A 19,883-nucleotide genomic window follows, 5' to 3' on the forward strand; every position below is an offset into this window, starting at 1 on the left:
CAATGAAGATCCACACGACCCTCGCCGCCGCGATCCTCGCGCTTGCCGCCGGCACCACGGCCTTCGCCCAGGAAAAGACCGTCACGCTCTATTCCTCCAATCCCGAGCAGGCCATCGAGGCCGTCGCGAACACGCTGAAGGAGAAGGCGCCGGACATCCGCCTCAACTCCATCACCGGCGGCAGCGGCGTTCTGCTGCGCCGTCTGGAGGCGGAAGCCTCGAACGTCCAGGGCGATCTCTTCTGGAGCTCCAGCTTCAACACGGTCGGCGCCTTCGAAGGCCAGTTCCAGGCCTATGAATCCCCGGAACTCTCCGCCATTCCGGAAAAGCTGCGCTATCCTGGCAACCTCTTCACGCCCGCGAATGTCCATGTCGTGGTGATCATGGTCAACACCGACCAGCTCGGCGACCTGCCGGCGCCCAGGACCTGGACCGACCTGCTCGATCCGAAGTGGAAAGGCAAGATCGTCGTCGCCGACCCGGCCAACAGCTCGACCGGCTATACGATCCTGTGGGGCTTGCACAAGATGATCGGCGACGAGGAGCTGAAGAAGCTCGCCGCCAATGTCGCGGTCAGCTCGTCCTCCTCGGCCGTGCAGAGCGGCGTCGCCATGGGCGAATATGCCGTGGGCCTCGCCTTCGAGGCCAATGCCTACCCTTATGTCGACGGCGGCCAGGAAGAGATCGAGCTGGTCTATCCGGAGGACGGCACCTTCATCACCGCCGACTTCGCCGGCCTGGTCAAGGGCGCGCCGGGCGGCGATGCGGCCAAGACCGCCTTCGACGTGCTGATGTCGAAGGAAACCCAGACGGCGCTCCTGGAAACCTCGTTCCGCCGCCCGAGCCGCAGCGACATCGAGGTCTCGAAGATCGTCAAGCTGCCGGAAATGTCCGCCATCAAGGTCTTCGACATCGACGAGAAGGAAGCCGCCGACAAGCGTGACGAATTCCTGAAGACCTGGCAATCCTACGCCGCCGCCGGCGCGAACTGATCGCCGCGACCCTCCCATCAGCGGGGCCGGCCGTCATCAGGACGGCTGGCCCCTTTTCAATGGGCGTGGCCTTGTTGGCTCGCAGGACGTCGACGTGGATCGACGGACCGTTCCTGGGCAGTCGCGGGAAGTGGTGGAATGCACGAAGCGGCTCCATGCAGGTTGGCGCGACCGCGGTGAGCGACAGCCAAGGGCGCAAATTCACGGAAGGAGCCCTCCTGTACCACTTTTCTATGTTAGAATACTTTATAGTGGATTGTCACAAAAGTGACTGGCGTTCATTCGAGCGGCGCGCCCTGCAAAAAAAGCGAACGGCTAGTGGCGATGGGGAGCGCTGCTATTCTACCATTCACAGGCGCCGAGGATTGCGGATCTGGGAGGATTCACATGGTCGAGATTTTTTCAAAGCAGGACGGCCCGCGGCGTGAGGATGCTCACGTGAAGCGTTTGATAGAGCAGAATCGCGGCGTGATTACCCAACTGGCGGATCAACTGAGCAATGGTCGTTATTCAGCGTCGAAGAAGCCAAAACAGGTGCCGCAGGCTGAAGGATTGATCATCCATATCGGCGGCGGCCCAAAGCCTGCGCCCGAACCAGAACCGAGGATCCGCGTAACCGCCAACGGCCGTGTCATCGCTGTCGACGTCGGTTCAGGACGGCAGTTGCAATTTTTCGGAGAGATTCGCGAAAATCGCGGCGTGAGGATCTTCAGGTTGGCAACGGCAGCAAACGGCTTCATCGCACCGTTGGACGGTGAGGTGACCGAGGCACTGGCCGACATCGACGGCGTGTTGCTGGGCACAGCCTACACGGACGGGGATCTGGCCCTCGACATCGGCACACGACTCGAAATTCCTCCCGAAATACAAGGAGCGTATGGCTGACCCGCCATAGGTAAAATCCGGCGCCTGACGTCAAGTTCCCTCTAGCGTGGACTATGATAGCCGTATGAAACAAGATGCGTATCCATCAGAGAATTCCGGATCGTCACCGCATATCGACGGTATAATCTCCAGCAATGTCACGTTGCATCAGACCTACGACGAACTGAAAACGATGAAGGCGTGGGAAACCCTGCTGGAAGGCAGGGTGGAGCCCTCTGGGTCGTCGCTGCCGGTCCGCTCGACGATTAATGATTCCTGGCATCGGTGCGCGCGGGGCGGCATTGATGCCCAACGCCATGAGGCGCCGCTCGAGGCTGACAGAGATGTGGTCGAGGCGCTCACGAGAAGCAGTTCCGAACTGGTTCGCGCCGCGCAGCTTCCTTTCTCGGTCATAGGACGCATGCTCGAAGGAACCGGTGCCATGCTGGTGCTCGCCGATGGCGAGGGTATTCTGATCGACGCCATCGGCGACAAACAAACGATCTTCGACGGCATGGATATTCATTTGGGCATTGGCGGCAAATGGACCGAAGACGTCGTCGGCACGAACGGCATCGGCACGGCGCTTTGGACGGGCGAGCCCGTTTTCGTGCATGCCGCCGAACATTTCTGCGCAGGCATCAAGAGCTGGACCTGCGCCGGCGCGCCGATCCGTGACCCCTTCGACGGCAAGATCATCGGCGTCGTCGACCTCTCCGGCCATCCCGACATTTTTCGGCCGCACAACATCGCGCTGGTCACCGCTGCGGCCCGGGAAATCGAGCGCGCATTGGCCGACTCCCAGAATGAAGAGCGGATGCGGCTTCTCGAAGCCTTCATTTCCTCGACACGCAATTACCGATCCAGCGATGGCCTGATGATCGTCGACCGCCATGGGCGCGCCGTTTACAGCAACAACGTGCCGCTCAAGGACAAGAAGCGATTTGGAGACACCGTTCGTCAGGATGGCCGGAACTGTCGATTGCCGGAGCTGAGCAGCTCCGGCTTCCTCGACAGCGTCGCCACCTCCCTGCCCCGGGACATGCAATCCTGCAATGTCTGTCCCCTGGAACTGGATGGCGACGTCCGCGGTGTGGCGTTGGTCTTTCCGAAGATCGAGAGCAGAGCGGTTTCGGTTGGCAACGTGACCGCGCCACAGCGCCTGCAAACCGATCGTTCGCTTATCATCGGCGAAAGCGAGGCTTTGCTGTCGGCCATCGATGTCGCTTGCCGTGTCGGCGAGACGGAGGATGTGACCTCGCTGTTGATCGAAGGCGAGACGGGTGTCGGCAAGGAACTGTTCGCCCGGCTTATCCATGCCCGCAGTCAAAAATCCGCCAGCAACCCCTTCATCGCACTGAACTGCGGCGCGATCACCAAGGAACTGTTCGGCAGCGAATTGTTCGGACATACCGCTGGCGCCTTCACCGGCGCCTCCAGGGAGGGCAAAGCAGGCGTTTTCGAACTCGCCAATGGTGGCGTGCTGAGCCTTGACGAGATCGGCGAAATGCCGATCGATATTCAACCATTCCTGCTGCGTGTGCTGGAGGAAAGGGTCGTGCACCGGCTTGGCGACAGTCGTCCGCGGCCGGTGGATGTCCGTCTCGTCGCCTCCACAAACCGAGACCTGAAACGAGAGGTTGATGCCGGCCGTTTCCGCAGGGATCTTTTCTACCGGATCAGCACGGTGTCCATCCACTGTTGGTTTCCACGCAGAACTGAGCCGGTTAGGCGCATAATTTCCATTGAGAATTGAGCCATGTGAACCTTCCCCCAACGCGGAGAGCGACGGGGGCAACGGAGTGATCCACATGGGACTTTTAAATATCATTCGTCGGATGGCGCTGCGTGAGAAGCAGTCGATCCGCGAGATCAGCCGGCGAACAGGGCTGTCGCGGAACACGATCGCGAAGTATCTGAACGCTGGTACAATCGAACCAACATTCACCGTACCGGAACGACCGAGCAAGCTTGATCCGTTTGCCGACAAGCTGGCGGCCTGGCTGAAGACCGAGGCCGGGAAGTCGCGCAAACAGCGACGAACACTGAAGCAGGTTCATGCCGACCTGGTGGCTCTCGGCTTTACCGGCTCCTATGGTCGGGTTGCCGCCTTCGCCCGTGATTGGCGAGCGGAACGACAACGTGAGCAGCAGACGACGGGCCGCGGCATATTTGTTCCGCTGTCTTTCCGCCCAGGCGAAGCATTCCAATTCGATTGGAGTGAGGACTATGCCGTCATTGGCGGCGAGCGCACAAAGCTGCAGGTCGCGCATATCAAGCTATCGCACAGTCGCGCGTTTTTGGTCAGGGCGTATCTGCTGCAGACGCACGAGATGCTGTTTGACGCCCATTGGCACGGCTTCCGTGTGTTCGGCGGCGTCCCTGCTCGCGGCATTTACGATAACATGAAAACCGCGGTCGATCGCGTCGGTCGTGGCAAGGAGCGACAGGTCAATATCCGTTTCCTCGCGATGACGAACCACTACGTCTTTGCGCCTGAGTTTTGCAATCCTGCCGCGGGCTGGGAGAAGGGCCAGGTCGAGAAGAATGTCCAGGATGCCCGGCCGCGACTGTGGCAACAGATGCCGGACTTTCCTGATCTGGCGGCATTGAATGCCTGGCTGGAACAGCATTGCCAGGACCTGTGGCGCGACACAGCACACGGCACCTTGCCCGGCACGATCGCGGACGTCTGGTCCGCGGAACAGCCAGCATTGATGGCGCTCCCCGCTGCGTTTGACGGCTTCGTCGAGCAGGGCAAACGTGTCTCTCCGACATGCCTGATCACCTTCGAGCGGAACCGCTATAGCGTGCCTGCATCGTTTGCGAACCGGCCTGTCAGCTTGCGAATCTATCCCGAGCGACTGGTCGTTGCGGCCGAGGGTAATGTCCTATGCGAACATCCGAGGGTGATTGAGCGCAGCCACGACAAACCGCCGCGGACGATTTACGACTGGCGACACTACCTTGCCGTCATTCAGCGCAAGCCCGGTGCCTTGCGCAATGGTGCGCCTTTCCTGGAATTGCCGCTGGCCTTTCGACAGTTGCAGGACCAGATGCTGCGTCGCCTGGGCGGCGATCGTGAGATGGCCGATATCCTTGCTCTGGTGCTTCATCACGACGAACAGGTCGTCGTCAGGGCTGTGGAGCTGGCTCTGGATCAAGGCGTCGCGACCAAGACGCATGTGCTGAACCTGCTGCATCGTCTGATCGATGGGAAGACGACTGACGGCCCCGACATCGACACGCCACAGGCGCTGACCTTGTTGCGTGAACCCAAGGCCAACGTCGAACGCTACGATGGCTTGCGTGTCCGGATCGTGGGAGGTCGCCATGCGTCATGATCCCGCAAGTGCCGCCGTCGTCATCATGCTGCGGAGCCTGAAGATGTATGGCATGGCCCAAGCCGTCACAGACCTGATTGAGCAAGGGGCTCCAGCTTTTGATGCGGCCGTGCCGATCCTGTCCCAGTTGCTGAAAGCCGAGATGGCCGAACGTGAGGTTCGCTCGATTGCCTATCACATGAAGGCTGCTCGCTTCCCAGCCTATAAGGACATCTCCGGGTTCGACTTCGCCGCCAGCGAAATCAACGAAGCGACGGTGCGCCAACTGCACCGATGCGAGTTCATGGACGGGGCGCAGAATATCGTGCTCGTCGGTGGGCCGGGCACAGGAAAAACACATGTCGCGACTGCCCTTGGGGTCCAGGCGATCGAGCATCACCGCCGGAAGGTCCGCTTCTTCTCGACCATCGAATTGGTCAATGCGCTCGAGCAGGAGAAGGCAAAGGGCAAGGCAGGTCAGATCGCCGAGACGCTGGTCCGTCTCGATCTGCTGATCCTCGATGAACTAGGATACCTTCCGTTCAGTGCTTCCGGCGGAGCGCTGCTCTTCCACCTGTTGAGCAAGCTCTATGAGCGCACCAGCGTCGTCATCACCACCAACCTCAGCTTCAGCGAATGGGCAACCGTCTTCGGCGACGCCAAGATGACGACAGCTTTGCTCGATCGCCTGACCCACCGTTGCCACATCCTGGAAACCGGTAACGACAGCTTCCGCTTCAAGGCCAGCTCGGCCGCAGCAGCACAGAAGAGAGGAGAAAAGGCCAATCCCTTGACCAAACCCTGATCAGAAAACCATACTCAGAGGTGGCTCACTTCTCGGTGGAAAAACCGGCTCAGTTCTGCGTGGAAACCAACAACCTTGTGAACATAGTGCTTCTTGGTGATGCGGTTCCAGGCCTCGTGCACATCGTCGTGGTGGATCTTGATGCCGTATTTTTCGAGCGGCAGCATGTAGGTCCGGTAGTAGTCCTCGAAGATCCAGCGATGCCACATCTCCGCATAGGACTCCTTGTTCTTGTCACGGTTGGTGGTGCCGTATTCGATGAACGTGCCGATCGCCGCATCGACGATGGCATGGTTCTGCCAGAAGGCGTAGCGCAGGTCGCGTTCCAGCAGCAGGTGGTTTTCCGGCTCCTTCAGGGCGGCCATCAGCAACGAGTGGCCATTGCCGATGTGACGGCTCTCGTCGGACTGGACGGAGAGGAACACGGTCGGCAGCGCATAGTCGCCGTTGCGGGCCGCTTCCGAAGGCATGGCCACGAACAGTGTGTTCGTGAACGCGGTCTCGGCGACGACGGTCAGATAAAGGCAGGCCGACGTCATCACGTCACCGGTGATGAAGCCCTCGCCGAACTGGCGGCCGATCGTCGTGGCATAGCACTTGCCGAAGGCTTCCTCGGTAATGTCGAAGCCGGCCGGGTCGATATAGTTCTCCATGTACCACTTCTTCAGATTCATCTGGATCGTGGAATGGCGGAATTCATCGACCATCTGCATCGTGAAGCCGGTGCGCAGGTCTTCCCCCGGAGCGATGCGGGCGACCATGGCCATCGAGCGGGCGGCCGAGATCTCGGGGAAGGGAATGATCGCCAGGAACAGCTTCATCCACTCCACCCAGCGCGGCTCGACATTGCGGAACATGTCGCCACGAAGCGCGGCATCGAGTGCACCATAGACGCGGTTGTCCTTTTCCTCCTGCATGGGGAAATAGGAGCGCAGGACCTGCTTCATCGGGTCGCGCGGCGCCTTCGTGATCTTGTAGTCCGTCGGAAAGGTCATCGCTTCCTGGACATAGGTCGGGTTCCAACCGAGGTCGGAAATCTTCTTGGTTGCCTCGCCGACGGATATACCGCGCTGCGAGGTGATCTTGTTGAGCGTCAAGGACGACATCGTCATCTGCCTCCACTGAGTTTGCGCCGCGGACCCCTGGTCCCGGCCGGGACGGCGCCTCCGGCGCCGAGCGAAAGTCGGAACGGCATGGCGACGGGTGCGCCGAGGCTCAACCCGGTGGCCGGTCCGTTCTGTGTGCGAGGCAAAGGTATCCAGGGAACTCCGGTCTCCTCGGCCGGACGGTGATGAACCACTCCCCACTCCTTCGTTCTTCCCACGTCGCCTTAAGCGCGCAGCTTGTTGTGCTGATAGTGAAGCAAAGGGCGTGCCAGTTTGGATTCGGCGTGTTTTCAAGACATGACAGACATCAATTCCGAAATATCGTAAAGTTTCTTTACAATCGTAATTTACAGATGTAACGCACTATATACTTAGCAAGTGCAGCATAGAATTTTTCTTTTGAGCATTATACAACGATAAGCATCGATGGTATTGTTTATTATATTCGCCCTGCGAAACTATATTGAAACCGGCCCACGGAAAGAGAAAATGCCCGACAGTGACGGCAGCAGGCCGAGCCAAGAATCGGTCGCCAGCGGACTGTTGCAGCGGATGCAGCGGGACCTCGTCTTCGTCATGCGCTTCCTGGGCGAGAGCCAGCATCTGATGCAGGTCCATTTCCAGGATTTCATCCTGCGCGAACTGGCGGCGCGGGAGATCACGGAAGAGACGCATCCGCTGATCCACGCCTTTGTCGAGCGACATGCGATCCTGTTGCGCGACTTCGTCTTTTCCGGCGTTTCGCTGTCGCGCCAGCTCCGGATCGAGGAGGTCGAGCGGCTCACCGGCGACACTATGATCAGGGTCGATATCTGGGACCAGTTGCGTACCCATATCGAAATGGCCGAGCAGCAGTTCCGCGGACAGGCTCCGCAACTGCCGGCAATGCTGGAAGCCTGGAAATCACCGGAAGGCGGCGCGCGATGAGCCCGGGCCGCACCGTCTCAATGCCGCGGCCCGGCAGGTTTCCACGCGCTAAGAAGCCCCGCCGGATCCTCGCGCATCAGCCGGTGTGCCTCGCCCATGATGGCATTCATGCTGGCCGGCTCCAGTGCGCCGAGTGCCGCCTGCGCCGCGGCTGTCGCAGCCGGATCGGGAGCCTCTCCGGCCCGCCGCAAGGCCGCGATGCAGGAATGTCCGGCATCGAGATGCATTTCCGCCGCCTTTGCGAGCGCCGCGAAGAACCTCGTCCCGATCTCGTCGAACATGCCTTGCCCTCCGGTCGATGCCGCCCCGTGCGGCGATCCGGGCCAGCAGATAGGAGATCGCGATGACCGGTCAAGGCCCATCCCAGCGGGAAATGCTGGAACGCCGCATCGCCCGGGTCGCCGACCTCTCCGGCCTCACCGCCCGCGCCCACAAGCTCATACAGGAACTGTCTGCGCTGGAGATGGATGCCCTGCGGCTGGAACTCGAAATCGGCAGGAATCCCGGCAATGACCAACTGGCGCGGGAATTGCTTGAGATCGAAGGCCGCATGACGGATCTGCGCATGTCACAGGCCGAATGCCAGGAGGAGACCGAAGCCGTCGAGGCCGAGGTGGAGGACATCGACAGGCTGATCGAGGCGGCAAGGGGAGGAAATTCATGAACCAGCAGACCACGCCCAACATAACCCTTTTCGACCTGCTCGCCCGGAACTGGCAACGCCCGGCGCCGGTTCGGCATATCCGCTTCAACGAGGACGACACCGCATTGGCAATCGTTGCGGCCGACGGCACAGTCGCCTTCGCCCGCATGGCCGACAACGAGCCGCCGGAATCCCGCATCGTCGCCGATGGTGGGCAGACCGGCATCCGCCCTCGCGTCGGGCGGCCCTCGCCGCTGATCATCACGCGCATGAAGGGCACCGTCTCGACCTGCCCCGCGGCGGATGGGGGCTTTCTTGCTACCAACGAAACGGGCCGGTTGATCCGGCTGAGCCGCGCCGGCGAGACCGCCGACACGATCTTCGCCGGCGACAAGCCCGTTACCGCCTTCGATCGCTGTCGGGAGACGGGCGATGTCGCGATCGTTGCCGGCAGCCATATCTTCCTGCACGATGACGAGGCCGGCCCCGACGCCCCCGGCACAGACCTTGGCGATTTCACGCCTACCCTCGCGGCGCTGTCTCCGGATGGAGCGGAACTCGCGCTCGCAGGCGAGGGCAGGCTTGAGATCCGCCTGCGCAACCGGCTCGACCTGAAGATATCCATTGCGCTGAAATCCGACCCGATCTGCCTGGCATGGCATGCCGATGGCCGATGGTTGGCGGTCGGCATGGAGACGGGCGGCATGCTGCTGGTCGATAGCCATGCGGGCCGCAGCAGCGCACTTGATGCCTTCCCAGGCCCTGTCCGGGCCGTCGGCTTCAGCAGCACCGCCAATGCACTCGTCGCTTCAGGCGCCTTCCGCATCGCCGGCTGGTCACTGGACGAACCGCCGATGGAAGTGGCCTCTACCGGCGCCCGCATCACCGGCCGCACCGGCGTCGCCATCGTCGAGGCAGTGGCGATCCAGCCTCGAGGGGATCTCGTGGCCGCCGGATTTGCCAATGGCCAGGTCACGGTTGCGCGGCTCGGCTCGCCCGAGGATCTCGTCCTGCGCGCGGCCGGCGGCCCCGTGACCTGCCTTGCCTGGACGAGGGACGGGCAACACCTGGCCGTCGGCGATGCGCTCGGCAATGCAGCGATCGTCACCTTTCCCCGCCAGCTCTTCAAATGATCGACATGACGAAGGAGGACATCATGCAAGCCGAACAGACCGACGAAGCCAGAAGCAAGGACGCGTTCTTCGAGCGGATCGCAGCCCTCTCGCGCGAAATGGTGGCCGAGCACGGACGCGATTTCAGCATGGGCGCGCTCGTTCTGGGCGCCCGATGGATCGCCGAGGGCAAGGCCGACGGCGACAGGAAACCCAATTGAATGCGGGGCGCAATCAGGACAGCGCAGACCGTGCGTTGCGTTCTTCCTGGTAGATGACGCAGACCGTTCGCAGCATCGACGCAAGACTTGCAAGACAGCCATGCTTGTCCAGCGCCTCGTGATAGAGGACCGAGATCAGCTGCGCCGTCGACAGTCCTTCCCTGCTGGCGATGTCCTCGAGCACGTCCCAGAACGCGGATTCGAGCCTTACGCTCGTCGAGTGGCCGGCGATCCGGATCGAGCGGTTGATCTTCGTGAATCGCTCCTGGCTGTGCGTTGTCAGCACCCTGCACATCATCTTCTCCTACCTCTCTTCAACCGGCAGCCTGGGCCTGCCCCCTCCGCCCGCCAGGCGGCGGGGAGTGCCGCTTCCTCCCGGACGATCCGCCAGTCCGTCAGGGGATCAGCACGGCACGGCCATGGATCTTGCCGTCGTTGAGGTCGCGCAGCGCCTGGTTGGCATCGGCGAGCCGGTATTCGACGGTGGCCAGGTCGACGAGGCCGCGATCGGCGAGCGCCATCAGTTCGACCAGTTCCGCCCAGGTGCCGACGAGGTTGCCGATGATGTTCTTCTCGGTGATGACCATGTCGACCGTCGCGATCCTGATGTCCTCGCCGTAGCCCACCACGTAGTAGCTGCCCATCGGCCGCGTCATCTTCAGGCCCCTGCTGGTGGTGCCCTTCTCCCCGACGAAGTCGATGACCGCTTCCGCACCGGCCCCGCCGGTCAGCTCCAGCACCGCCTCGACCTCGTTGCCGTCGGCCTTGACCAGCTTGTCCGCCCCCATCCTGCCGGCCAGCGCCAGCGAGGCTTCGGACCTGTCGACGACGATGATGTCGGCCGCGCACATCGCCCTCAGGCACTGGATGCCGATATGGCCGAGCCCGCCGGCGCCGATCACGACGCAGCTTTCGCCCGGCAGCAGATGACGCGTCGCCTTCTTCACGGCGCGATAGGCCGTCAGGCCCGCATCCGAATAGGGCGCCACGTCCTTCGGCGCGAGCGTCTTCGGCAAAGGCACGATGTTGCGCTCGGACGTGCAGAGGAATTCCGAATAGCCGCCATTGCAGTCGAGGCCGGGGAACTTGCCCGGCCCATGCATGTCGAAACCGCGCCGGCAGGCAAGGCAGGTGCCGCCGGAGATCTTGGGATGGACGATCACGGGATCGCCGACCTTGATGCCCTCGACCTCCTTGCCGATCGCCTCCACCCAGCCGGCGTTCTCATGGCCCATGATCAGCGGCAGCAGGCTGTCGCCGTTCGGGTCCATGTGCGGGCGCCAGATGCCCTCGATGATGTGAAGGTCGGTGCGGCAGACACCGGCACCGCCGATCCGCACGATCACATCCGTCGACTTTTCGATGTTCGGGTCGGCGACCTCCTGCAGCGAGACCCATTGGTCCGCCGTCAGACCGTCGTCGTATCTGGTCAGCACTTGTGCTTTCATTTTCGTGTCCTCCATTCCCGGGACTTGTCCCGGCAGGAGACACATAGCAAGCGTCATGCCACATAAATATCGCAAGCATTACCAGTCACATGGCGGTGATAGACGCCCCGTTCACCGTACAGCGCCTGAACGGCCTGAACAGCGACACTGTCCAGTTTCAAAGCAGGGTGAGCGCTCACCACAGCTGGCCGCGCCGCGACGGCGTGCCGCTCCAGGCTATCGCTTTTTCCAGTAGGCCACGCGCGCTTCCAGCCGCTGGATGACCCCGTGTTCGACGACCAGCATGACGGCGACGAAAGCAAGGGAATAGACCAGCACATGCGCTGTCTCGAACTGCTGGAAATAGAGGTGGATACGAAAGCCGATGCCATTGGACCGGCCGAGAAATTCGACGACGAGCACGATCTTCCAGATCACGGCGATGCCGTTGCGCGCAGCGACGGCAAGCCAGGGGGCGAGCTGCGGCAGGACGAGGTGCCGGAACCGTTCGCGGCGGGAAAGACGGGCGACAGTCGCAAGGTCCTCCAGCGCCGGATCGAAGGCGCCGACGCCCTGGCGGATGGTGACCATCACCATCGCCGTCTTATTGAGCGTCACGGCGACGATCGCCGCGATCTCGTTGAGGCCGATCCAGAGATAGCAGAGCACGATCAGCACCAGGGCCGGCAGGTTCAGGAAGATCGTCACCCAGGGACCCGCCCAGCGGTCGAGCGCCCGGCAGCGGCCAAGGAGAAAGCCGAGCAGGCTGCCCACCGTCATCGCGAGCACAAAGGAAACGGTAACGCGCAGCAGCGTGGCGACCAGTTCGCGCGGCAGCCGCCCGGACATGGCCTCCGACCAGAAGACGCGTGCAACATCGATCGGGCCCGGCAGAACGGTCGGATCGGCCTTCAGGCCGGCGAGCGCCGCCCAGAACAGGCCGAAGAGGCCGAGTGACAAGAAGAAGACGGCACCCGATGGACGGTCTTCGGCGCGTGTTTCTGCCATGCGAAATCTCCCGACCCGACTATAGCCGGCGGAACCCTTCGCCGATCCGCGACCTTGGTCGTATGGCGACCTTCCGGCAGGTGCATAGAAATCGGAGCGGGAGGATCTGGCGATGGGAAAGGGCCTTGCGCAGCGCATCGCGCTGCTGAGCATTTTCATCCTCGGCCTTGCCCTGTGCAGCCGGAGCGCGCTTGCCGACCCGCTCGACCGGGAGGCCCTGGCCGGCATGATCGTGCCGCCCTATGCGCTGGGCGAGCCGGTGAACGACAAGGGCGTCTGGACGCTGCTGAATTCCGGCGGTGCGGAGGCGGGCTATGTCTTCGAAACGGGGCCGCTCGCGCCGCTTCCCGGTTTCTCCGGCGCGCCGATCAACATGCTCGTGACGATCGACCGGGACGGCCGCTTCCTCGATGTCAGGCTCGTCTCGCACAACGAACCCATCTTCGTTTCCGGCCTCGGGGAAGCACCGCTGCGCGCCTTCCTCGAGCAGTATCGCGGCCATTCGATCCGCGAACCGCTGGTCGTCGGCACGCCCTATGGCGAGGCCGCCAGCGGCTCCGACCTCGTCCATCTCGACGGCGTGACCAAGGCGACGGCCTCGGTGCGTATCGCCCATGAATCAATCCTTGCCGCAACGCTCGCCGTGGCGCGCGAGAAGATGCAGGGCGTGGCCAGCGGCCCGCCGGTGCATCCCGACCCGTCGGTCGATGAAGACCTCGACTGGGCGATGCTGGTCGAGCGCGGCCTTGCCCGGAACCTCAAGGTCACCAACGCGGTGCTCGACGCGGCCTTCGGCAAGACGGTCTGGGCGCATGACGACCCGGAGGCGACGGCGGACCCGGATGGGCTTTTCCTCGATCTTTGGGCGGTCGATATCGGTCCTCCGGCCATCGCCCGCGCGGTGCTGGACGAAGAGAGCCTCGCCGATCTCCAGCGTCTTGCGCGCGTCGCGCCCGACGACGAGCCCATCCTCCTCATCGAGGCCGGGCGCCATGGCCTCGTCTCGCCGGATTTCGTGCGCAACACGGCGCCGGACCGGCTGGCGGCCACGCAGGACGGCCTGCCCGTCGCGCTGCGCGATGCCGACATGACGGTGGGCGTGCGGGAAGGCGTGCCGGAGGGCACGAAGATGTTGCTGCGCGTCGACCGCCGCCTCGGCTTCGATCCGACGCGGGACTGGACGCTCTCCGCACTGGCAGTGCGCCTGCATGGCATGCTGAAGCCGGAGATCGGCTCCGCCCATTTTCCGCTCGCCCTCAAGGCCGATCCCGCCTTCTTCACCCGCTCCGGGATGGCCACCACCCTGCCGCCATGGCAGGCGGCGATGGTCAGCCGCAAATGGGACCTCGCGGCGCTCGGCATGCTGCTCGCCGGGCTGCTTGCCGCAGTCGGGCCGGGCATGCGCCGGCTTGCCGAGCCCACCGTGCTGCGCCCGGCGCGGCTTGCCTTCCTTGCCCTTGTCATCGGGTTCGTCGGCTGGTGGGGACAGGGGCAGCTCTCGATCGTCACGCCGCTTGCGGTGCTGCGGGCGGCGAGCGGCGGCGGCAACCTCGCTGTCCTGCTCTACGATCCCTTTTCGCTGCTGATCTGGGGCGCGGCCATTCTCGGCTTCGTGCTCTGGGGGCGCGGCCTCTTCTGCGGCTGGCTCTGCCCCTTCGGCGCCATGCAGGAATTCGCCCACCATGCCGGCCGGCTGCTGCGGCTGCCGCAATGGAATCCCTCCCCGGCCTGGGACGGCCGGCTGAAGGCGGGCGCCTGGCTTTCCCTCGCCGGCCTCCTCGCCGTCGCCATCCTCGCGCCGGAGAAGGCGGAAACCGCTGCCGAGATCGAACCGTTCAAGACGGCGGTCACCACGCTTTTCCAGCGTGAATGGTACTATGTCGCCTATGCCGCCTTCTGGCTGCTCCTCGCCATGGTCACGTTCAAGGGCTTCTGCCGCTATGTCTGTCCGCTCGGCGCGCTCATGGCCATCGGCGGGTTTCTGCGCCTGCGCCGATGGATACCCCGCCGCGCGCAATGCGGCTCGCCGTGCCAGCTCTGCCGCGTGCGCTGCCCCTATGGCGCCATCCGCAAGACCGGCGAAATCGCCTATTCGCAGTGCTTCCAGTGCCTCGATTGCGTCTCGATCCACGACGACGCTGCGCAATGCGTGCCCCTCGTGCTGGCGCGCCGGAAGCGTGTTTCGGCCCCGGCGGAGGCGCGCGCATGAACCGGCGGCGATTCCTCTTCATCGCCGCGGCGGCCGTCTTTTCCGGGGCGGCTCGCGCCGAAATCACGACCTGGCAGGCCGACATGCTTGGCGGCACGGTGCGTGTCGACCTGCGGGGGCCTCGCGGCCTTGCGCAGGACGTCGCCGGCCGGATCGGCGCGGCGATCACGGAGGTGGAGGCAGCGGCCAGCCTGTTCAGGAGCCACTCCGCCCTCAGCCGGCTGAATGCCGCAGGCCGCCTTGACGATCCGCCCCCTGCCCTTCTCGACCTGCTCCGGCTTTCCGGTCACATCCACGGGATGACGGATGGACGGTTCGACCCGACGGTGCAGCCCCTCTGGCGCGCCCTTGCCGAAGGGCGCGATCCCACCGCGGCACGGGCGTCGATCGGGTGGGCGCGGGTGCAGATCGGCCCGCCGGTCCGGCTTGGCGAAGGCCAGGCCCTGACCTTCAACGGCATCGCCCAGGGCTATGCCGCCGACCGGGTGCGCCACCTGCTGCGCGAAGCGGGTTATGGGCAGGCCCTCGTCGAGATGGGGGAGTTCGCCGCGCTCGGCGGGCCGTTCAGCGTCTCCATCGAGGACCCAGCCCTCGGCGAGATCGCCATCCGCCGCCTTGCCGGCAATGCCATCGCCACGTCAAGCCCCTCGGCGATGCGGATCGGGAGCGGCTTTCATATTCTCGGCCCGCATGGCGAAGCGCCGTGCTGGTCGACGATCTCGGTGGAAGCGGAAGACGCCGCGCTGGCGGACGGCCTTTCCACCGCCTTCTGCCTGATGCCGGCCGACGAGATCCGCGCCGCGCTGCGCCGGTCCCGCACCGTGATGCGGGTGACGGCGGTCGACCTTGCCGGCGACGTCTCCACCTTCTGAGCCTACCGCGCGGGCGGCGTGAAGGTCAGCCCGTAAGCCGCGAAGATGCGGGCAATCCCGCCATCGGCAAGCGCCGTCTCGATGGCCTCGTCGACCGCATAGGCGAGGTCCTTGTGCTGGAAATTGATGCCGATGCCGATCGTCCAGCTTCCCCGGGCAAAGCCGACGAGCGGCGGGGAATGCACCTTCAGCCCGCCGTCCGGATGGCGGGCGAGGCCCGCCTCCAGTTCGGCCCGCGGGCCCATCGCGGCCTTGGTGTCACCCTCCGCCAGCCCGTCCACGGCCGCCGCCGTCGAGCGGTAGCGGTGGATCTTGTCGACCGGGCCGATCAGCGAGGTGAGGTAGAAATCGGCGATGGAATCGTTCTCGACGGCGACCGGATCGAAGCGGAAGAACGGCGGCGTCGGACCCTTCTCCTCGTAATCGGCCGCACGATAGGCGATCGCCACGCTTTCGGTGGCATATTGGCCGGTGAAGGTGACCTGCTCGATACGGCAGACGAGCGCGCTGTCATAGGGCACATGCAGCATCACGTCGCTGACACGGCCGCCGACCGCTGCCCCCTTCCAGACATAGTTCAGGAGGTCCGCCTCCAGATTCTCCCCGGCAGCGACAAGGCGGAACTTCGCCTCGACGCCAAGGGCCTTGGCGATCAGCCGGCCGATCTCGATATCCACCCCGGCCGGCTTGCCCTTCTCCTCATAGGACCAGGGCGCATAGTCCGCATAGACGGCGAACTCGATCCAGCCCTCTTCGATAATGCGGTCGAAATCGCGGCCGACATCCTGCGCGAAGGTGTTCTGGGGCCTGGGCTGGGGCTTGTGGTCCTCGCAGCGCGCAAAGGCGCCGCCCGGAAGGGCGACGCCGATGGCAAGGACGAGAAGGGCGCGGCGCAGCATGGCGCTTCTACTGCGTGGCGGAAAGGCCGACGGTCAGCACCTCCGCCGCCTTCTTCCAGCTTTCCGGCGTCTCGGAAAGGATGCGCGCGGCCTCATAGGTCACGCTGTCGGCGACGGGTGCGCCGGAGGCCGTCTTCACCTCGGAGGCGATCGTCTCCAGTTCCTTCTTGAGCGCCGCCGTATCGGCCACCTTGCCGCTGCCGAGCTCGTCGCGGATCTCGTGCAGGCGCTGGGCATGGTCGTCGAGCGCCCCGTCTTCCGGCCGCGTCTCCACATAGGTGCGGATCGCCCAGGCCGCCTTCTGGCCGAGGATATCGCCGAACGCCGGCATCTTGGTCGTGCCGTCCTGGGTATAGCCGTGGCGGAAGCGCTCGATGAACCACTCGTCGCCGGCCTCCTCGGCCTCAAGGAAGCGCAGATCCGGCGCAAGCCCGCCGGAGACCGCGCCGAGGCCATGACAGCGCGCACAGTTCTGGTTGAAGCCGGAGGCGCCGATCTCCACCGCCTTCAGCCATGCCTCATGGCCGACCTTCGCCTCGCGATAGGGGTTTTCGGTCAGCCACTCCTCGCCCACCTCCGGCAGCACGTCCGTGTTGACCGGTTGCGGCGCCACGTCGCCATGGGCGATAACGATGCCCGTCGTCGCCATGAGGATGACAGCGGCGATCCCGCCGCGAATGATATTGGCCGACATGCGGTCCTCCCTCGCATTTCCAACTGCGCATTTTCTACGGCAGGCCGCAGGCGCAGCGATATGCGACCTAGGTCGCGCCGCCCTATGGCACCAAGGTCGTATTTCGGCACACATCCTCTGCGGCCATGCTCGCTGCCGGGAGGATGAGACATGCCGGTACGCCCAACAGCGCGACGCAGGAGCCTTTGCCTTGCGGCCGCATTCGTCTGCTGCGCATCGTCGGCCGCAGCCGCGATCGCCATACCGATGGCCTATCTCCGGCAGGAGATGGAGGCGCCGCCCGTGCTCTCCAATCTCGACCCCATCCCGGAAGACCGGGGCATCGCGGGGGCGGAGGTGGCGCTGACGGACACGAAGACGACCGGCAGCTTCATGGGCCACGACTACAGCCTCGCCGTCGTCTCGGTCGAGCCCGGCGGCGATTTCCTCGATGCCGCCCGCAAGGCGCTCGCCGCCTCGAAGATCCTGTTCCTCGACGCCACCCCGGAGGGCATGCTCGCGGTCGCGGACCTGCAGGAAGCCGAGGGCGCCCTCCTCTTCAACGTCGCCTCCGGCGAGCGGCGGCTGCGCGACGCCGATTGCCGCGCCAACCTGCTGCACACCATGGCGGAGGACGCCATGCGCAGCGACGCCCTGATGCAGGTGCTGAAGGCCCGGCGGTGGACGCGCACGGTGATGATCGTCGGCCCGAAGCCGCAGGACCGCGCCTTCGCCGGGACGCTGCGCGCCTCGGCGCAGAAATTCGGCGTCGAGATCCTCGCCTCGAAGGACTGGACCTTCGATACGGACCTGCGCCGCGCCGCCGGCCAGGAAATACCGCTCTTCACCCAGGATCTTCCCGATCACGATGTGCTGCTGATCGCCGACGAGGCCGACGATTTCGCCCGCTATGTCGCCGACAATACCTGGCTGCCGCGCCCCGTCGCGGGGTCGGACGGCCTGCGCGGCGAAGGCTGGGCGCCCGTGCTCGAACAATGGGCCGCCGTGCAGCTTCAAAACCGGTTCGAGAAGGCGGCGGGCCGCGAGATGAGCTCACGCGACTATGCCGCCTGGACGGCGCTGCGCACGATCGGCGAAGCCGTGACGCGCACCAATTCCGCCGATCCCGCCGTGCTGCGCAGCTTCATCCTCTCGGACAGGTTCGCCCTCGACGGCTTCAAGGGCCGCAGCCTCAGCTATCGCGCCTGGAACGGGCAGCTCCGCCAACCCATGGCGGTCGTCAATGCCCGCGCGCTGGTCGAGCTTGCCCCGCTCGACGGCTATCTGCACCAGACCAACGAAATGGACACGCTGGGCCTCGACCGGCCTGAAAGCGCCTGCGCCGCCTTTGGAGGATGAGATGAGATTTCCGGCCCTTGTGATTGCCCCCCTGCTCGCGGCCGCCCCGCTTCACGCCCTTGCCGGCGAGATCTGGGTGACGAACGAGAAGGACGACACGATCTCCGTGATCGACACGGGAACGCTCGAGGTCGTGCGCACCATCAAGACCGGCGAAAGGCCGCGCGGCATCACCTTCAACGCCGATCACAGCCGCGTCTATATCTGCGCCTCCGACAGCGACACGGTGCAGGTGATGGACCCGGCGACCGGCGAGATCCTGCACGACCTGCCCTCCGGCGAGGACCCGGAGCAATTCGTGCTCGCCCCCGACGACAGGCACCTGTGGATCGCCAACGAGGACGATGCGGTGACGACGGTCGTCGATGTCGAGACGCGGCAGGTTGTGGCCCAGATCAATGTCGGCATCGAGCCGGAGGGCATGGCCGTCTCGCCGGACGGCAAGATCGTCATCACCACGTCGGAAACGACGAACATGGCCCATTGGATCGACGCAGAGAAGAAGACGATCTTCGCCAATACGCTGGTCGATTCCCGCCCGCGCCACGCCGAATTCGCCAAGAACGGAACGGAGCTCTGGGTCTCCTCGGAGATCGGCGGCACGATCACCGTCTTCGACGTCGCGACCCAGGCGGAAAAGGCCAAGATCCGTTTCGAGATCACGGGCGTCAATGCCGACCTCATCCAGCCCGTCGGCTTCGAGTTCACGCCCGACGGCAAGACGGCCTTCGTCGCGCTTGGCCCGGCCAACCACGTGGCGGTGATCGATGCCGATACGTTCGAGGTCCGGAAATATGTGCTCGTCGGCCGCCGCGTCTGGCACCTCGCCTTCTCGCCCGACCATACGCAGCTTTTTACCACCAACGGCGTCTCCGGCGACGTCACCGTGGTCGATGTCGCCACGCTGGAGCCGGTGAAATCCATCAAGGTCGGCCGCTTCCCCTGGGGCGCGGCGACCCGACCATGATTTTTGAGAGGGAGGATAAGATGAAGAAAGCAATCCTGGCAGCCGTCATGCTCGCCGCCATACCCTTCGCGGCGCTGGCGGATGACGATGCAAAGCCCGAGGCCGGCCTGGGCCTTGCCGGCCTCCTGTCGAAATCCAACCGCGAGACGCTGCCGGAGCTGACATTGTCGGCCGGGCAGCCGGTCTCCAAGGCGCCGCTGACGCTGAAATCGGGGAAATACTATACGCTGAAGATCGAGGCTGACGGCAGCCAGGAACTGGCGCTGGAGGGTGCGGGCTTCTTCCGGGCCATCTGGATCAACGAGATCGTCATCGAAGGCATCGAGATCCGGCCGCTCGGCGTCGATTCCCTCGAATTCGACGAGGCGGGCGATGCGGAAATCAGCTTCGTTGCGATCAAGCCCGGCAGCTACCACCTGAAGGTTCCCGGCAGCACCGGCGAGACCCAGCAGGTCGCCATCACCATAGAGTAGCAA

General features: G+C 64.2%; 20 protein-coding genes and 1 pseudogene. 14 read left to right on the forward strand and 7 right to left on the reverse strand.

Features of this window, described 5'->3' with window-relative positions; genetic code table 11:
• Nucleotides 1–2: 2 nt before the first annotated feature.
• The 5 genes from shn_RS29470 to istB all read left to right on the forward strand — a co-directional run bounded on the left by shn_RS29470 (nucleotide 3) and on the right by istB (nucleotide 5,984).
• Nucleotides 3–992 carry an extracellular solute-binding protein gene (locus shn_RS29470; protein ID WP_064334110.1) on the forward strand — a complete coding sequence of 330 codons (990 nt, stop codon included), beginning with the start codon at nucleotides 3–5 and terminating at the stop codon, nucleotides 990–992.
• A 387-nt stretch (nucleotides 993–1,379) separates the two neighbouring features.
• Nucleotides 1,380–1,877, forward strand: coding sequence for a hypothetical protein (locus tag shn_RS29475; RefSeq protein ID WP_064334111.1), 498 nt, complete (start codon nucleotides 1,380–1,382; stop codon nucleotides 1,875–1,877).
• Nucleotides 1,878–1,941: 64 nt separating this feature from the next.
• Complete coding sequence (locus shn_RS29480) at nucleotides 1,942–3,612, forward strand: sigma-54-dependent Fis family transcriptional regulator (protein WP_084438659.1); 1,671 nt, start codon at nucleotides 1,942–1,944, stop codon at nucleotides 3,610–3,612.
• A 55-nt stretch (nucleotides 3,613–3,667) separates the two neighbouring features.
• Nucleotides 3,668–5,200, forward strand: a complete 1,533-nt coding sequence (gene istA, locus shn_RS29485) for an IS21 family transposase (protein WP_145925847.1) — start codon at nucleotides 3,668–3,670, stop codon at nucleotides 5,198–5,200.
• Nucleotides 5,190–5,984, forward strand: coding sequence for an IS21-like element helper ATPase IstB (gene istB, locus shn_RS29490; RefSeq protein ID WP_064328778.1), 795 nt, complete (start codon nucleotides 5,190–5,192; stop codon nucleotides 5,982–5,984). Before istA ends, istB begins: the two co-directional genes overlap by 11 nt.
• Nucleotides 5,985–6,040: 56 nt before the next feature.
• Here istB and shn_RS29495 read toward each other — a convergent pair.
• Nucleotides 6,041–7,090: pseudogene (locus shn_RS29495) on the reverse strand (methane monooxygenase); the annotation flags it as partial.
• 489 nt (nucleotides 7,091–7,579) lie between these two features.
• Here shn_RS29495 and shn_RS29500 point away from each other — a divergent pair.
• On the forward strand, nucleotides 7,580–8,017 hold the full coding sequence (locus shn_RS29500) for a hypothetical protein (RefSeq protein ID WP_064334113.1): 438 nt from the start codon (nucleotides 7,580–7,582) through the stop codon (nucleotides 8,015–8,017).
• A 17-nt stretch (nucleotides 8,018–8,034) separates the two neighbouring features.
• Here the strand turns inward: shn_RS29500 and shn_RS29505 are convergent, their stop codons facing one another.
• On the reverse strand, nucleotides 8,035–8,298 hold the full coding sequence (locus shn_RS29505) for a hypothetical protein (protein WP_064334114.1): 264 nt from the start codon (nucleotides 8,296–8,298) through the stop codon (nucleotides 8,035–8,037).
• A 62-nt stretch (nucleotides 8,299–8,360) separates the two neighbouring features.
• Between shn_RS29505 and shn_RS29510 the strand changes: the two genes are divergently transcribed.
• Genes shn_RS29510 through shn_RS36630 form a run of 3 tightly spaced genes read left to right on the forward strand, consistent with a single transcriptional unit; the run spans nucleotide 8,361 to nucleotide 9,993 of the window.
• Entirely contained in the window at nucleotides 8,361–8,681 is a 321-nt protein-coding gene (locus tag shn_RS29510) for a hypothetical protein (protein WP_133037264.1), read from the forward strand.
• Entirely contained in the window at nucleotides 8,678–9,793 is a 1,116-nt protein-coding gene (locus shn_RS29515) for a WD40 repeat domain-containing protein (RefSeq protein WP_064334116.1), read from the forward strand. Before shn_RS29510 ends, shn_RS29515 begins: the two co-directional genes overlap by 4 nt.
• Before the next feature lie 23 nt (nucleotides 9,794–9,816).
• Nucleotides 9,817–9,993 (forward strand): hypothetical protein, encoded by a 177-nt coding sequence (locus tag shn_RS36630; RefSeq protein WP_168168993.1) that lies wholly within the window; start codon nucleotides 9,817–9,819, stop codon nucleotides 9,991–9,993.
• A 13-nt stretch (nucleotides 9,994–10,006) separates the two neighbouring features.
• Here shn_RS36630 and shn_RS29525 read toward each other — a convergent pair whose 3' ends face one another.
• The 3 genes from shn_RS29525 to shn_RS29535 all read right to left on the reverse strand — a co-directional run bounded on the left by shn_RS29525 (nucleotide 10,007) and on the right by shn_RS29535 (nucleotide 12,428).
• Complete coding sequence (locus shn_RS29525; RefSeq protein ID WP_371328632.1) at nucleotides 10,007–10,291, reverse strand: ribbon-helix-helix domain-containing protein; 285 nt, start codon at nucleotides 10,289–10,291, stop codon at nucleotides 10,007–10,009.
• Nucleotides 10,292–10,388: 97 nt separating this feature from the next.
• Nucleotides 10,389–11,441, reverse strand: coding sequence for an NAD(P)-dependent alcohol dehydrogenase (locus tag shn_RS29530; RefSeq protein WP_064334119.1), 1,053 nt, complete (start codon nucleotides 11,439–11,441; stop codon nucleotides 10,389–10,391).
• Nucleotides 11,442–11,657: 216 nt separating this feature from the next.
• The gene (locus shn_RS29535; RefSeq protein ID WP_064334120.1) at nucleotides 11,658–12,428 is read right to left on the reverse strand and encodes an ABC transporter permease; all 771 of its coding nucleotides are present in this window, start codon (nucleotides 12,426–12,428) and stop codon (nucleotides 11,658–11,660) included.
• 112 nt (nucleotides 12,429–12,540) lie between these two features.
• On the opposite strand from shn_RS29535, the gene shn_RS29540 reads away from it, so the two are divergent.
• Nucleotides 12,541–14,637: a 4Fe-4S binding protein gene (locus shn_RS29540; protein WP_064334121.1), complete on the forward strand. Its 2,097-nt coding sequence runs from the start codon at nucleotides 12,541–12,543 to the stop codon at nucleotides 14,635–14,637.
• Nucleotides 14,634–15,509, forward strand: coding sequence for an FAD:protein FMN transferase (locus tag shn_RS29545; protein WP_064334122.1), 876 nt, complete (start codon nucleotides 14,634–14,636; stop codon nucleotides 15,507–15,509). Before shn_RS29540 ends, shn_RS29545 begins: the two co-directional genes overlap by 4 nt.
• 2 nt (nucleotides 15,510–15,511) lie before the next feature.
• Here the strand turns inward: shn_RS29545 and shn_RS29550 are convergent, their stop codons facing one another.
• Together shn_RS29550 and pedF are read right to left on the reverse strand one after the other, a co-directional pair.
• Nucleotides 15,512–16,408, reverse strand: coding sequence for a transporter substrate-binding domain-containing protein (locus shn_RS29550; protein WP_064334123.1), 897 nt, complete (start codon nucleotides 16,406–16,408; stop codon nucleotides 15,512–15,514).
• Between the two features lie 7 nt (nucleotides 16,409–16,415).
• On the reverse strand, nucleotides 16,416–17,102 hold the full coding sequence (pedF, locus tag shn_RS29555; protein ID WP_064334124.1) for a cytochrome c-550 PedF: 687 nt from the start codon (nucleotides 17,100–17,102) through the stop codon (nucleotides 16,416–16,418).
• 150 nt (nucleotides 17,103–17,252) lie between these two features.
• On the opposite strand from pedF, the gene shn_RS29560 reads away from it, so the two are divergent.
• The 3 genes from shn_RS29560 to shn_RS29570 are packed head-to-tail and all read left to right on the forward strand — an operon-like array spanning nucleotide 17,253 to nucleotide 19,880.
• Entirely contained in the window at nucleotides 17,253–18,440 is a 1,188-nt protein-coding gene (locus shn_RS29560; protein ID WP_064334125.1) for an ABC transporter substrate-binding protein, read from the forward strand.
• A gap of 1 nt (nucleotide 18,441) precedes the next feature.
• Entirely contained in the window at nucleotides 18,442–19,407 is a 966-nt protein-coding gene (locus shn_RS29565) for a YVTN family beta-propeller repeat protein (protein WP_064334126.1), read from the forward strand.
• A 20-nt stretch (nucleotides 19,408–19,427) separates the two neighbouring features.
• Nucleotides 19,428–19,880 carry a hypothetical protein gene (locus shn_RS29570; RefSeq protein ID WP_064334127.1) on the forward strand — a complete coding sequence of 151 codons (453 nt, stop codon included), beginning with the start codon at nucleotides 19,428–19,430 and terminating at the stop codon, nucleotides 19,878–19,880.
• Nucleotides 19,881–19,883 lie beyond the last annotated feature (3 nt).

Source organism: Shinella sp. HZN7 (assembly GCF_001652565.1).
Classification (GTDB): domain Bacteria; phylum Pseudomonadota; class Alphaproteobacteria; order Rhizobiales; family Rhizobiaceae; genus Shinella; species Shinella granuli.

What these genes read in the sequence shown, in the direction of transcription:
- shn_RS29525 (WP_371328632.1), bottom strand. Translation starts at nt 10,291, where the DNA reads ATGATGTGCAGGGTGCTGACAACGCACAGCCAGGAGCGATTCACGAAG.
- pedF (WP_064334124.1), bottom strand. Translation starts at nt 17,102, where the DNA reads ATGTCGGCCAATATCATTCGCGGCGGGATCGCCGCTGTCATCCTCATG.
- shn_RS29560 (WP_064334125.1), top strand. Translation starts at nt 17,253, where the DNA reads ATGCCGGTACGCCCAACAGCGCGACGCAGGAGCCTTTGCCTTGCGGCC.
- shn_RS29535 (WP_064334120.1), bottom strand. Translation starts at nt 12,428, where the DNA reads ATGGCAGAAACACGCGCCGAAGACCGTCCATCGGGTGCCGTCTTCTTC.
- istA (WP_145925847.1), top strand. Translation starts at nt 3,668, where the DNA reads ATGGGACTTTTAAATATCATTCGTCGGATGGCGCTGCGTGAGAAGCAG.
- shn_RS29480 (WP_084438659.1), top strand. Translation starts at nt 1,942, where the DNA reads ATGAAACAAGATGCGTATCCATCAGAGAATTCCGGATCGTCACCGCAT.
- shn_RS29545 (WP_064334122.1), top strand. Translation starts at nt 14,634, where the DNA reads ATGAACCGGCGGCGATTCCTCTTCATCGCCGCGGCGGCCGTCTTTTCC.
- shn_RS29550 (WP_064334123.1), bottom strand. Translation starts at nt 16,408, where the DNA reads ATGCTGCGCCGCGCCCTTCTCGTCCTTGCCATCGGCGTCGCCCTTCCG.
- shn_RS29515 (WP_064334116.1), top strand. Translation starts at nt 8,678, where the DNA reads ATGAACCAGCAGACCACGCCCAACATAACCCTTTTCGACCTGCTCGCC.
- shn_RS29475 (WP_064334111.1), top strand. Translation starts at nt 1,380, where the DNA reads ATGGTCGAGATTTTTTCAAAGCAGGACGGCCCGCGGCGTGAGGATGCT.
- shn_RS29505 (WP_064334114.1), bottom strand. Translation starts at nt 8,298, where the DNA reads ATGTTCGACGAGATCGGGACGAGGTTCTTCGCGGCGCTCGCAAAGGCG.
- shn_RS29500 (WP_064334113.1), top strand. Translation starts at nt 7,580, where the DNA reads ATGCCCGACAGTGACGGCAGCAGGCCGAGCCAAGAATCGGTCGCCAGC.
- shn_RS29470 (WP_064334110.1), top strand. Translation starts at nt 3, where the DNA reads ATGAAGATCCACACGACCCTCGCCGCCGCGATCCTCGCGCTTGCCGCC.
- shn_RS36630 (WP_168168993.1), top strand. Translation starts at nt 9,817, where the DNA reads ATGCAAGCCGAACAGACCGACGAAGCCAGAAGCAAGGACGCGTTCTTC.
- shn_RS29570 (WP_064334127.1), top strand. Translation starts at nt 19,428, where the DNA reads ATGAAGAAAGCAATCCTGGCAGCCGTCATGCTCGCCGCCATACCCTTC.
- istB (WP_064328778.1), top strand. Translation starts at nt 5,190, where the DNA reads ATGCGTCATGATCCCGCAAGTGCCGCCGTCGTCATCATGCTGCGGAGC.
- shn_RS29565 (WP_064334126.1), top strand. Translation starts at nt 18,442, where the DNA reads ATGAGATTTCCGGCCCTTGTGATTGCCCCCCTGCTCGCGGCCGCCCCG.
- shn_RS29510 (WP_133037264.1), top strand. Translation starts at nt 8,361, where the DNA reads ATGACCGGTCAAGGCCCATCCCAGCGGGAAATGCTGGAACGCCGCATC.
- shn_RS29530 (WP_064334119.1), bottom strand. Translation starts at nt 11,441, where the DNA reads ATGAAAGCACAAGTGCTGACCAGATACGACGACGGTCTGACGGCGGAC.
- shn_RS29540 (WP_064334121.1), top strand. Translation starts at nt 12,541, where the DNA reads ATGGGAAAGGGCCTTGCGCAGCGCATCGCGCTGCTGAGCATTTTCATC.